Source organism: Saccharothrix sp. NRRL B-16348 (assembly GCF_001280085.1).
Taxonomy (GTDB): Bacteria; Actinomycetota; Actinomycetes; order Mycobacteriales; family Pseudonocardiaceae; genus Actinosynnema.
In genome coordinates, this window is the sequence record NZ_LGED01000019.1 from 1 (window position 1) to 12,452 (window position 12,452).

Genomic DNA, 12,452 nt, shown 5'->3' on the forward strand with positions numbered 1-12,452 from the left:
AAGCCGCTTGGCACGCCGCTCAGACCCAGCCAGCTACCATCCCGGCGGCACCGACCGCATCCAGGTAACAACCGCCTCGGGCTATCGGGGGAAGCTCAGGTGTGCCGTTCGGCTGTGGCGGTGATGTTCGACCGGTATGCGGGGTCGGGTTACGTGGTCAGGTGCGGTGCAGTGGTACGGGTTCGCCGTCCCAGAGCGCGTCGGTGACTGAGTTCCATCCCTCGGGGAGTCGGATGTCGATGCCCGCGGCGCGCAGCGCGTCGGTGGCCCGGGTGACCAGTGTGTCCGGCTTTTCCTCGATCTCCTGGGGGTCGTAGGTGAGGGCGAGGTGGACGGTTCGGGAGCCGCGGCCGATCTGTCCGGTGATTGCGATGCCGAAGGGACCTTCGAGTCTGGCGGTGCGCAGGGCGTTGAGGGCGTCGGTGTGCAGTTGTTTGGCGGTGAGGTAGGACAGCACAATGGGTCTGCTGATGGCGGGTGTGGCCATGCGGGCGATCTCGTTGGCGCTGACGCCTCGTGCGTGGTCGAAGTCGATGGCGCGGAACAGGGCGTTGCGGGCGTCGATGAAGTCCCGGACGGCTTGGGGTGTCGCGATCTGGGTGTCCACTCGTCGACCGTACCGGTCACTGTATTGACCGGTCAAAGTATTGACCGGTTCGTGTGATGATCGGTGGCACTCCACGCCACCTCCTTGGCTGCCGATGACCGGCCGAGCAGAACCAGCCAACCGCCGAGCCGGACGATCAGGTATAACAGCCGTAATGCCACACCTCACGATCCTGCCTTGCAGCCCAGGGTGCCGGATCGCCGCAGCTCAACGCTCGAGTGCAGAGTTCTGGCACCCACACGCGGGCGGTACCCGCAGGCGCTTGAGCGCGCGGCGGACCGTTGCAGCGCCTACCTGGTGGCCGAGCTTGAGCATTTCGCCTTGATCCTGCGGTAGCCCCAGACGCTGTTCTCCGGGGCCATCGCTCGATCAACGCCACGTTGGTGCCGTCGGCCGGCGGTCGGCCGGTGCGGTTCGGGTGGGTCCACTTCTTCGCGACCAGGCGCCGGTGCCATCGCAGGAGGGTGCCCGGTGTCACCAAACGGTGCTCGTACAGCAGCCGGGGGAGTCGGCGCACCAGCGCGGCGAGCACCGCGCGATCCGCCCACTCCAGTTGCAGGCGGGGGTGGTGTGGCGCAGTACGGCGACTTCGTGCCGCAGCACCAGCATCTGCAAGTCTTTGGCGCCGATGACCGACCGAGCAAGACCAGCCAGCCAACGAGCCGGACGAAGATCAGGTACAGCAGTCGTAGCGCCACGTCTCGCGATCATGCCTTTACGGTTCATGATGCGCGATCACCGCAGCTCAGCGCTCAGGTGCAGGGTTTTGGAACCCCACACCTGACGACCCGTCACTGCGCTTGGTCGACGTCGAGCAGTGCCTCAGCTTCTTCCGGCACGTCACCCAGGTCACGGGTAAGGCCGTGGCAGCACATCTCCAAGCGAATCCGCCGGCTGCTTGGGCATGATGAAACCGATCCTCGCTGCCAGTGCGAGTAGCTCACGTGCCGGCGGCGCATGCATGGCGACGACCGCGCGTCCGAGCGCTTCAAGCCGGTGAGCACCGACCCGGCCGCGTCGAGGTAGACGAGCGCGCCAGCGCGTCCCGAGTGGACGTGGTCTGCCAGCTGCGGACGGCTCTGGCGACGTTTGCGTGAGGTTGCGAGCCATAAGATGATCGTCATGGCGTCGCGCCCGGCTGAGGTGGGGGCAGTGTGCTGGTCGAGCTCCAGCACAAAGGAACATCTGGCAGCGGGGAAGAAGTAGTCGCTGCAGGGGGAGAACGATGGCCAACGATCCTTTGAATCTCGACGAGTCCGGCGAGTGGGCTGGCCTGTGGTGGCGGCCGGACAACGCTGACGAGCAGGTCCCGGGAGTCCTCCGGTACGACCCCGAGGGTGGCCTCTCGCTCTCGCTGATCGGCGCGTTCGAGGACCGCATCACGACGAACCCCGCTCCGGGGGTGACGATGTACCACGAGGGCACCAGGACCTGGGACGTCATCCACGGCGCGGCCGAGCAGCGCGAGATCAGCCTCCTCGGCTGCATTCCCACGGGCGAGAAGCGGACCATGTTCGCGCGGGTGAACAGCCCCGACAAGCAGGTCCTGGCGGCGATGACCGCGATCATCGGTGCGCACGTGAGCGGCGAGGAGGACGCTGCGTTCTCGGCGGCCGAGGTCTCGGTCGAGGACCTCGGGCTCTGGGCTGCGTCGTCTGTGTTCACGGGCTTCCATGGCGCTCCCGACGGCAAGATCGACGGGACAGGGAGCATTGCCGTGAAGCCGGTCGAAGTGCGGTCGGTCGTGGTCGACGAGACCGAGTTCCGCCTTGAACACCGGCATACACTGCCGTATTTCGACCAGCGCAAGGGCGAGACCGTGGGGCGCATGCGGGACACGGCGTTCGTGCGAGCCGTCCCGGCGGCCCCGTTCTCCGCGGCCGGGGCGCGGGAGACGGCGCGCCTAGTGCAGGATCTGATCACCCTGGCGACGCACCGTGCGGCTGGCGTGATCTGGCTCCGGCTGGAGGTGGCCGGGACCGAGTCAGTCCTGCCGGACGGTCGCCCCGCGCCGCGCCGGCACGCCCACGTGCTCTACTCGCCCGCCGCACTCGGCAAGCACGATGCCAAGGCCATCGACGACCGCCGAGTCTTCTTCACCTGCGAGTCGCTCCCGTTCGAGGAGATCGTGCCCCGCTGGTGCGAGGCGTACGGCCGTCTGAAGGCAGCGACCAACATGATCCTTGGGCTGCGCTACGCACCAGCCCAATTCGTCGAGAACAACCTCCTGACGGCGGTGGGCGCTGCCGAGGTGCTGCACCGCGGCCTCCGCATCGACACGAAGCCGTTCCCCAAGAAAGAGTTCAAGGAGATGCGCGAGGCGATGCTCGCGCAGGTACCCGAGGAGTTCCGCGCCAGTTTTCGTAGCGCGATCCGCAACGATCCGATCCTGCGGGACAGGCTCCACGCTATCGCCGCGCGCCCCGACCAGGACGCGATCGCGCTCCTCATGCCGGACGTGGGCCACTGGGCGAGCAGGACAACGCAAGCCCGCAACGACCTCGCGCACGAGGGCAGGACGCCGAACCACCCGGTCGAGGAGCTGATCGCCATCGTTGAGGTGACCACGGCGGTCGTGATCCTCAACGTGCTGCACGAGCTAGGCCTGCCGGCCGGGCGGCAGCGAGAAATCGTTCAGGAGCACCCTCAGCTGAGAGCGACGGCGCGTACCGCGGGCAAGTGGCTGATCGCTCCGAGCGGCGACGCCTGAGCGTCGCCTTCTGCCACCGTCGACGAACCACGGCTCCTGCACGAGCAGTTCGGACGCGCCATCAGGCGGGAAGTCACCGACCGCCTGCTCATCATCAACGAACACCACCTGCGAGCAGTGCTCGACCGCTACTCGGCTCACTACAACCACCGCCGACCACACAGAGCACTTCAACTCTTGCCACCACGACCGGACCAGCCGATTCCAGAACCGGGCCACATCTCGCTACGCCGCCGACCAGTCCTCGGCGGCCTGATTAACGAGTACGAACCCATCGCTGCGTAAGCGCAGGTCAGGCCACGTGGCCGACTATTGGCACCCCTCGCGGGTACGGGCCGTGACCACCACCATGCCGCCACCGTCCGCCACGTCCTGGACGGCCAGCGTCGACAGTCCGGAAAACACCGTCCCTGCAAGGGACTCGACATCCATCACAAGGTCATGATCGTGGCTGGCTACTCGACGTCACCACCGACTACGGGTCAGAGCCGCTCGTTTGACGGACCCAGGGACTGCGGTCAGCTCTACGCGCTGCTCGCCGTCTCGTCCGCGAACGCGACACAGGTTGGGTGTCTTGGAGGTGTCTGGATGCTGCGGCCTGGACAGGTCAAGCTCGAGACGGATGCCCGGTTGTCGGATCGGATCGCGATCGGGATGTTGACCAGCTCGTTTCCGCCGGAGTGGGTGGATTGGGTGATCGCGGAGACCGGTCGCAGGGGGCAACGTGACCGGTTGTTTCCGCCTAGACTAGAAGACCTGAAGGAGCGGACCTCCGAAGATCCCCCGCGAGCTCGGTTGAGAAGTCGATGGCCAGCTCACGCAGATCTCATCTCGTGATACCCGGAAGCACTGGAATTCCTTCGAAGACGGGTTCCGATTCGCCGTTGTCCTCGATCTTGTGGCAGTGGACGGCGAGTATCGTTTCCCAGGCGGTACTCCTGTCTTGTGGCCTGTCGCCGGGTTCCGCTGTTCCTTGAGTTCGTGCTGTGGCGATATCGGCGGCTCGATGGAGTTGTCGGGCCAGGTCGGCGTCCCTCCACGTCAAGGCATGTGCGCGCAACTCGTTCAGCCAGCTCGTCAGTGCCGGTGCGTGCTGATGCGACACCTCACCGCTGAACGCTATGAGAAGCGAGGCGGTCCGCCGCAAGACGTCGGACTCAGACGTTGGCGCAGGCGTTCCCGAAGGTAACTTCGGTGGAAGTGCCAAGGCCAGTGGTGGGATGCCATCGGGCTCACCCCAAGCCGCAGCGGTCCAAGCCCGGAAGTAGTCAACCCATTCTCTCATCCGGGTCGCTGGCGAGCCGCGTTGCACGATGTACACGCTGTTTCCGCCGACGATGTGCGCAAGCCGCAGCTGTGACACCAGCGCGTGGTCCCCTCGCAGGCGAGCATGATGCAAGTGCTGGAGGCGTGTGACGGAACCGCGGAGGCCTTCTCGGGCAACATGTTCGCCATCGACGAGATCGACTGCGGTGAGCATGGCGTGGTAGCCCTGTTCGTCGAGCCCGGCGCGCCAGAGGTCCACCACGCTGCGCCACGTGTCCATCGGGTCGGACCCCGGGAATAAGGTCTTCGTCGCCACGCCGGTTCGGCCGAATGCTCGTCGGATACGCAGCAGTACCAGGTTGGCGACATAACACGTCAGGGTGCGCAGCGTATCGGGCTCCTGGGGGGCGTATTTGGTGTAAGCGTGTGTCATGCCGCGGCGGCGGTGATTTCTCAATAAGAGGTCGAGTGTATCGCGAATTGTTTCGATTTCGCGTTGGTCGAGCGTCTCGAGTCGGTCATCGAGAAAACGCAGGATGGGCGTCTGGATGGCCAGCGGCTGATGAGAGAGCAGCGCGAGCAACATGTCGGCGCGAGGCTCCTGGCGCCGTCGTCCGCTGAAGGCACTGTGAGCTGCTTCGTGCAGTTCGTCGACGATGTGTCGGGCGACGAGGTACTCCCCGAACGTAGCGTGCAGGAACTCGTAGCTCCGGCGTATGGAGGAGACCTCGCGGGCTTCCGGGGTGTGGATGAAGAAGAACTCGCCCAAGACTCGTTCCCCGGTCGGGGCGGTCTGCGGCTCCTCCAAGCTCTGCAGATCGACGGTCAGGTCCGCCTCGGTGATGTCTTGTCGGCCGCGGTTGAACATGCCGAATGCGGCGATGGCCAAGGTTCGGATTTGTGTCTCAACCGCCGAGTCGTATTCGCCTCCGTCGAGTCGACGGCTGCTCTTCTTGCTAACCTCGCGCCGCGCATAATCGGTGATCAGGTTCTCGTACAGTCGCGCAGATGAAAGTTCAACGGTTTTCTGAGTGTGTTCATGGGTAGTGCGGTATAGGGTGAGCAGAAGCAATAGGAGTGGTTGAGCGGCGAGTTTAAAATATCTTAGCGCGAAGTTGACGGGCATAGTCGGAGAGGCGGGATCGGCTTGAGCGAGATTCCAGCGTCTTACCCATTCCTTGATCCGGTTCGTGTCGAACTCTTCAAGCCTGATCAGAGGTATTCCGCTGGGTAGTGAGAGTCGGTCGACGACGAGGGTGCGACTGGTCACTACCACAGCTACCGGGCGATCGAGCGCTGCTTCGGTGCGTTGGAACTCGACGACCTGGTGGAGGTAGTCGGCGTGCTGGCCGGTCCCCGCTTGTAGCAGCTCGTCCAATCCGTCCAGCAGCACCACCCGGATCCGATCGGCTGTCTGCTCAACGAGATCGTGCCACGACACCCGGTTGTGGGTGCTTGCGTCAAGCGCTTGCTGGATCTGTACGGCGATGGTGGCGTTGGCTTCGACGTGACGCAACGGCACTCGCACGGTCGGAAATCCCCAGTCGGGTAACCGCGCGGCAAGAACTTTGGTCACCAAGGACTTGCCAGCACCCGGATGCCCCAGCAGGAGCAACGGCTGGGTCGTCGCTCGGGCCGAGCTGAAGTGCCGGGCAAGGACGGTTCCCAGATCCCCGGTCTCCGACACGTTGATCTGCCAGAAGGTGTCGTCACCGATCGGTGAACCGCCTTTTCCGAAAGAGATCGACTTGCACCTCGGGTCGACGAACAGTTCCTCCAGTGACGGGAAAGTCACGCCTGTTCCGTATCCGTCGGTCGCGGCGTCCAGCACAGGACCGCGAAGGGTGGCCTGGTCGAGTCGCCGCACAATGGCCGCGAGGTCACGGTGAGCGGGCAGCTCTTTCACTGTTGCCGAGAGCAATTGCTCCATGCGGGCCAAAGCGCTCTGGGTGCCTGCGTGTTCGACCAAGTCGGCCCAGATCTTGAACTCCGGGACTTTAGCCGCGAAGTCCAGGTACGACGATCTGTAGAGCGCTTCGGTAGCGGCTCCGACCCGCTGCTGCGCCTGGGTTCCGAATTGTTTCGATTCGCGTAGTTGCTGCTCTGGGTTGACATCATCATCGGAGTCTTCATCGTATAATTCATCGTACAGCACGGAGTGTACGAACCGCGACACGTCTTCGGCCATGAGCGTCGCCCAGGCGGCGATGTTTTCCCTGTTTTGCGCGAACGGGGTGACGGCCGATGGGATCGGAACCTCCAGTCGGTACAAGGACTGGATCGTGTGGTCCACGATGTCGAGTGGAGCGCCGGCGAGCAGGAGTTTCTCCCGGTCGGAGATCCCGGCCTCGGTCAGCGCGGTGCCGATAGGTGATTCGGCGATGACCTCGAAGAACGCGCTCATCGCCAGCGCCGTGTGCGCGGCCACGACCAGTTCATGACGTTTCAAGAGTCCTGTGTCGAGTATTCGATCGGAAACCTTGTCCAGTGCCGCGCCGAGCAGTCCGTGCGCCTCCTTTTTCTGGTCAATCCACCCCCACACGGCCGAGATTGCCGCCTCGGCGGGGGCAAGACCAGCACCGACGATCACGCCGCCGCATATCTTATCCAGCCGGTTCAGCCACGGTCTCTCAAAGTGACCCAATATCTCTAACGCGCCGCGGAAGGTGATCGGTGGTTGCCGTCCCATCCGTCACATCCTAGTGATACTCGTGCTCATCAGGAAGGCGGTGGACGGGCTTCCGGGCCACTCGCTCGATTGGCTGGCCGCCCGAACGGACAGAGCGTCACCGCTACGGTTGGCTCTGACCGAGGGGCCGTAGACGACGGGACGCGATTGGTGATGTGGCTCGCCCTGTCGTCCAGGTCGGAGCCCCGATGACGTCCTGGGCTTGGGCGGTGAGGAACTCTCGCCAGGTCGGGCCGGTGCGGCGGGCTGCCGGGTCGATGCCAGCGTTCTGCAGGATTCGCCAGACCGTCGAGTGGGCAATGTGGTTGCCGTTGGCGGATGTCGAGTCGGGTGAGGGCCGCTTGGGCGGTGACGGCTGGTGGCAGTGCGCGCAGTGGTCGGGCGTTGGCGATGCCTTGATGGGGCCGGTGGGTGTTGTAGTACTTCCCGTACTCGCGCAAGGCGTGGAGTAGGTGCTGTCGGTTCTGGATGACGGTGCGGTCGAGTAGTTCGCGGCGGCAGCTGCGGATCCAGCGTTCCATGATCGCGTTCATGCGCGGTGTCCGGACGCCGCTGAGGACGACCTCGATGCCCGCGTCGGCGAGGACGGTGTCGAACAGGGCGGGGGAACTTGCCGTCGCGGTCGCGGATCAGGAACCGCGCGTGTCGGCCCTCGTCTTCGAGGTCCATGGCGAGGTTCCTGGCGGCTTGGGTGACCCAGGATGCGGTCGGGTACGCGGTGGCGCCCAGGACCCTGATTCGGCGGCTGGTGTGCTCGATCACCGCGAGCACGTACACAGGCGGGTGCCGCTCAACGTATCGGTCTCGAAGAAGTCGCATGCCAGTAGCGCGTCGGCCTGGGAGCGGAGGAAGGCCGGCCAGGTCGTCGTGGTGCGCTGGGGCGCCGGGTCGATTCCGGTGTCCTTGAGGATCTGCCAGACGGTGGAGGCGGCGACTGTGATGCCGAGTACGAGGAGTTCGCCGTGGATGCGGCGGTAGCCCCAGGCGGGGTTCTCCCGTGCCAGGCGCACTACCAGGAGTCGGATCGAGCGGACGGTCCGTGGACGACCGGGCCGCCTGGGATGGGATCTGATCGCGTGGCGGCGTTTCATGAAGTCCTGGTGCCACCAAAGCACTGTCTCCGGATGCACCAGCAGTTGGAGCCGACGAAGCGCATCGACCGGAAGTCGGTGCAGCAGTGCCGCGAGGAACGCCCGGTCGTCGGGGGAGAACCGTGGACGGGCGTCACCGAGTTGGCGTTCCAGGACGGTGAGCTGGTGCCGTAACGCCAGATCCCGTGTCCTTGTCCCGGTCGCTCATGGGCAGCAGGCGCAGCAGCGCGAAGGCGTTGGTCACACCGAGGTAGGCCAGTCGGAGCAGCACAGCCGCTCATCATGCCGTGCTGGACGACGTCACGGCGGATGGCAACCGTGCCGCGAGCGGTTCGTGGTCTTGAGCTTCGTGCATCTTCTACCTGCATGGATGGGGTTGTCGGCAGGCACAGAGTTCGAGATACCGCGTGTCGATCAACACCCGACGGCGCCGACGAAACATCACTGTCGCACGTTGAAGCCAACGATCAGTCACCCGACGCAATATCTCAGCTCGAACGGCTACGATGAAACGCGCTACTGCCGACTGGCCACAAAAGCCGTCACGCCGCGTAGAAGCTCGCACGCCCGTGTCGATTGCATATATCTCCGCTCTTCGAGGACAATTCGTAGCCACTCGGACTTACTTCTTGCACTGACATCCGGATGAAATCCCTCCAATTCGCCGCAAGGTACCATGAAAACCCCTCGCTCTCGCAGCAAATCATCCAAGGTATTAAAAGCGCAAGCAGCCTCGGTGCCCATCTTCGCAGTGCCATCTTGCTTCATCTCGCTCCAAGCTGACCTTGGGGTAAGCATCGCCTTGAGATCGCGCAACTCGCCGGCGGCGAGGAATTCGGAGTTCGACGAACTGAAGATACGTTCAGCACGTTCCTTTGTAACGGACCTTTTCACTCTGACTCTGTCGCGCTCCAATTCTTGTGCTATAGAATTCCGGTATCCGACAGCCTCTGCCGGATGCATCCCGCAAGCTTCTATCAGACCTTCGAATTCACGCACATTTTGGAGTATGTCAATGTCTACTATGCATGCTGCCGGAACTCTCGCCGCACCCAGGAGGGTCATGACGCGGGCGATCCTTGCTTTACCGCTGCAGTGAGTAAAATGCACTCCCAGGCCCGGAGGCAGCAGGCTTCCATCCGCCGCGCCGCAACTTTCAAGGACCGCTCGGTAATATGTACAGTCGGAATCCGCCTCGCATACGACGACCCCCTGAGCGAAGAGCCCGTCCAGTATGGGGTAGTAACGAATCAACGGCTCTTGATACAACCTCCGAACGGTGTCGGGGTGCATTTGCGCCACATGGTTGGACTTGACCTTTCTCGTGAGTCGGACGACCGATACTTCTTGAGAAGTCGTAACCGAAGTTATTCCTTCGATAACATCAGCGCTGTGTGTAGCCACGACTACCTGAGTGCCCGCGACATGCTGCTCTGCGAGGAGTTGCCCCAATAGATAAGCTTGCGCGGGATGCAGGAAGGCTTCAGGCTCGTCTATGATGATCAATCCGTATCGGCCAGTGATTATAGAGAGAAGCATTCCCGCAAATGCGCGAACGCCATCTCCTTGCTCTTGAAGTCGCGGAAGCGACCGGAGGCTTGCGATATACTTCTCAGTGGGTGGGAACGTCAGCGGTGTGTCGACACTGCCTACGTGAAGAGTAATCCTGTTGCCGCTTACCCTTCCGACTGTGATCGGCATGTCGAAAGCGCGCTCCATTAGTGCACTGAAACGCTCTTCCAACGCCGGGCTCGCGTAGAGGTGTTGCACCGGACTGTTCGGGTGTTCACCGCCAAGTAGATTACAAGAAGGGGCATCGTGTGCCATTTCGAGGCGGTTCGCGGCGTCCAGGTACAGTGCGAAGAGTTGACCGAATCGTCCTAAGCCGATATCTGAACTGCCCCATAGAGTCCGAATAGCGGACAGCGGAAGTATCCCACTCGGCAGTTTGAATGTGTCTTCTCGATAGTAGCCGTCGGCATACTGACCTGGCGGCCGTCTAGCGAAGTACCCTCCTAGTGAATTTATGTAGTCATCCGCTGTTCCTGAGAATTGCGCTTCGTAGCTGCGAAACACGTCGCGGGGTCCAAAAACATTCTGCTCGCTTACCAGTCCTGCGAAGAGTTCGCGCAACAAGGCGGACTTCCCCACGTTGTTCGGTCCAACGATAACGGTTAGGCCATCCGCTATCGCGATCTCTGGCCCGGTGGTCAATTTTACCCGAGTCAATCGGATGCGACTTGGTAGACTATCTATAGAAGTCATTGAGCTCACCTGCGCAACGCCCCTGCGCTGCAGTTCGTCATAGTGCACCGGAAGCGGTCAGTGCGGTTAGAAAAACCCTCTATCTGGCTATTATAATCGCACAGTCGTCGGTGATGGAAGTTGATCGCGGTGACGGTTCCGAAGTACGCTCACGATGTTTATCGCTCGTCAACCAGTCGGTGTTATGTGTTGAGGTATAACCCATATGGGTGAACTACAATTCGTCACCGCCAAGTGACTACGCGACAGCGACACGACACGCGCGACCTCCCACGCTCCTACAAGCTTGCGACTCGGCATCCGGAAGCGATGCGGACCGGCTGGCGCAGCGCCTCCGGCTTCGGCCGCGGAGGGCCTGCTGTCCCGTGTGCCGCTCGAGAAGTCATCGCTGCAGGTCAAGCGGCATACTTGTACTCGTTGATGAGGCTGCGGAGGATGCGGGTGGGGTGCAGTCTGTGGGCGTCGAGGTCGTGTATCGCGGCAGGGTGCTGCTGGGCGTCGGGTGGTAGTTGGTGGCGGCCCTGGTGGGGCCGGTGTCGGTTGTAGTGGTCTTCGTAGGTCTTGAGGATCTGGCGTGCGTGGGCTTCCCTCAGGATCAGGATGTGGTCGAGGAGCTCGCATCGGAGGCCGCCGATGGCCCGTTTCGCAGTGGACGTTCATCCTCGGTGCTCGCAGTGCGTTCTTGATCACGTGGAGGTCGTCGGCTTGGAAGACGGTGTCGAACGCGTGGTTGTACTTGCCGTCGCGGTCACGGAGCAGGAAGCGCAGGGGCGCCATCCGGTGTCCGAGCTCGGCGGTGAGGGTCCTGGCCTGCTGCACGGTCCATGTCTGTGTGGGGTCGGCGGTGACGCCGGTGATGTGCAGGCGCCGGGTGCCGTGTTCAAGGAACGCCAGTGCGTACAGACGTGTGCCGAGCACGGTGTCGATGTGGAGGAAATCCGCCGCGATGATGCTTTGGGCTTGGGCGGTGAGGAACTCGCGCCAGGTCGGGCCGCGGCGGCGTGTTACCGGGTCAATGCCCGCGTCATGCAGGATCTGCCAGACGGTCGAGTGGTCGATGTGATGGCCGAGTCGGGCCAATTCACCCTGGATTCGCCGATGACCCACCGAGGGTTCTCCCCGGCGAGTCGCAGCACGAGTGACTTGATCGCGGCTCGTGTCGGTGGGCGTCCGGTACGTCGACGCGCGGAGTAGTCCCACTTTCGGGCCATGTGCCTTGCGGTGCCAGGCGAGCAGGGTGCCCGGCGTGACCGGGAAGATCGCCGGCCAACGTCGACGATCTACCAACCCGGACAGGGCGGCGAACCAGAACCGGTCCGCGGGCTCGTAGCGGACCGGACCCGTGAGTTGCCGGCGAAGAACCGCGTTCTCGTGGCGCAGTACGAGCAGTTCGGCGTCCTTGGCCGCCTCGCTGCGCAGTACCGTCGACGGCACGGACAGCAGTTGACGGGTCACCTTGTACAGCAGGGACACGATCACCCGGACATGCTCTCAAGACGGTGAAGCCCTCGCTTTACCAGCGGCGATGACTTTTCGAGCGGCACAGGTTCTGTTGGCCCCGCTCAACCGGACTGATCGCCCCAGGATGACACCATCCCGCGGCGGCGACACGATGCGCGGGCCGGAACGACGATGACTTTTCGAGCGGCACAGGCGCGGAAGCTCTTCTGTTGACCGAAAGAACCGGAGCCGGCTTCCGGAGGCTAGCGCAGCGAGAACAGGGCTCCTGGTGCTTCACGGTCGATGCCGTGACGATCCGTGACGATGAGTTCCACTCGGTCCGGAGTCACGTCGGGCCGTACGTCCCACACGTAGATCCCGTTC

At 63.2% G+C, this 12,452-nt stretch carries 12 protein-coding genes; 5 read left to right on the forward strand and 7 right to left on the reverse strand.

All coding sequences use genetic code 11. The annotated features are described in order from the left end of the window. Positions 1-157 precede the first annotated feature (157 nt). The gene (locus ADK67_RS04855) at positions 158-607 is read right to left on the reverse strand and encodes a hypothetical protein (RefSeq protein WP_053715177.1); all 450 of its coding nucleotides are present in this window, start codon (positions 605-607) and stop codon (positions 158-160) included. Between the two features lie 791 nt (positions 608-1,398). Next, positions 1,399-1,782: a hypothetical protein gene (locus ADK67_RS04860; protein ID WP_053715178.1), complete on the reverse strand. Its 384-nt coding sequence runs from the start codon at positions 1,780-1,782 to the stop codon at positions 1,399-1,401. A 50-nt stretch (positions 1,783-1,832) separates the two neighbouring features. Between ADK67_RS04860 and ADK67_RS04865 the strand changes: the two genes are divergently transcribed. The 3 genes from ADK67_RS04865 to ADK67_RS53360 all read left to right on the forward strand — a co-directional run bounded on the left by ADK67_RS04865 (position 1,833) and on the right by ADK67_RS53360 (position 4,154). Continuing rightward, positions 1,833-3,317 (forward strand): HEPN domain-containing protein, encoded by a 1,485-nt coding sequence (locus tag ADK67_RS04865; RefSeq protein WP_053715179.1) that lies wholly within the window; start codon positions 1,833-1,835, stop codon positions 3,315-3,317. A gap of 36 nt (positions 3,318-3,353) precedes the next feature. Further along, the gene (locus ADK67_RS48615; RefSeq protein ID WP_197289295.1) at positions 3,354-3,602 is read left to right on the forward strand and encodes an integrase core domain-containing protein; all 249 of its coding nucleotides are present in this window, start codon (positions 3,354-3,356) and stop codon (positions 3,600-3,602) included. A gap of 369 nt (positions 3,603-3,971) precedes the next feature. Next, the gene (locus ADK67_RS53360) at positions 3,972-4,154 is read left to right on the forward strand and encodes a transposase domain-containing protein (RefSeq protein ID WP_231648019.1); all 183 of its coding nucleotides are present in this window, start codon (positions 3,972-3,974) and stop codon (positions 4,152-4,154) included. On the opposite strand, the gene ADK67_RS04870 is transcribed toward ADK67_RS53360, so the two are convergent. The 3 genes from ADK67_RS04870 to ADK67_RS52160 all read right to left on the reverse strand — a co-directional run bounded on the left by ADK67_RS04870 (position 4,144) and on the right by ADK67_RS52160 (position 8,282). Further along, entirely contained in the window at positions 4,144-7,272 is a 3,129-nt protein-coding gene (locus ADK67_RS04870) for an NACHT domain-containing protein (RefSeq protein WP_157619932.1), read from the reverse strand. The genes ADK67_RS53360 and ADK67_RS04870 overlap by 11 nt on opposite strands. Positions 7,273-7,301: 29 nt before the next feature. After that, positions 7,302-7,805 (reverse strand): integrase core domain-containing protein, encoded by a 504-nt coding sequence (locus tag ADK67_RS53365; protein ID WP_082403224.1) that lies wholly within the window; start codon positions 7,803-7,805, stop codon positions 7,302-7,304. Positions 7,806-8,030: 225 nt separating this feature from the next. Further along, entirely contained in the window at positions 8,031-8,282 is a 252-nt protein-coding gene (locus tag ADK67_RS52160) for a hypothetical protein (RefSeq protein ID WP_197289291.1), read from the reverse strand. A gap of 114 nt (positions 8,283-8,396) precedes the next feature. Between ADK67_RS52160 and ADK67_RS52165 the strand changes: the two genes are divergently transcribed. Further along, positions 8,397-8,537 (forward strand): hypothetical protein, encoded by a 141-nt coding sequence (locus ADK67_RS52165; RefSeq protein ID WP_197289292.1) that lies wholly within the window; start codon positions 8,397-8,399, stop codon positions 8,535-8,537. A 342-nt stretch (positions 8,538-8,879) separates the two neighbouring features. Here ADK67_RS52165 and ADK67_RS48630 read toward each other — a convergent pair whose 3' ends face one another. Next, a complete protein-coding gene (locus ADK67_RS48630; RefSeq protein ID WP_197289293.1) occupies positions 8,880-10,514 on the reverse strand; it encodes an AAA family ATPase in 1,635 nt (544 codons plus the stop codon). Between the two features lie 509 nt (positions 10,515-11,023). Next, positions 11,024-11,263: an integrase core domain-containing protein gene (locus ADK67_RS55270; protein ID WP_442974107.1), complete on the reverse strand. Its 240-nt coding sequence runs from the start codon at positions 11,261-11,263 to the stop codon at positions 11,024-11,026. A 70-nt stretch (positions 11,264-11,333) separates the two neighbouring features. Here ADK67_RS55270 and ADK67_RS52175 point away from each other — a divergent pair, with 70 nt between their 5' ends. Then, positions 11,334-11,822 (forward strand): hypothetical protein, encoded by a 489-nt coding sequence (locus tag ADK67_RS52175; RefSeq protein ID WP_197289294.1) that lies wholly within the window; start codon positions 11,334-11,336, stop codon positions 11,820-11,822. Positions 11,823-12,452: the final 630 nt, after the last annotated feature.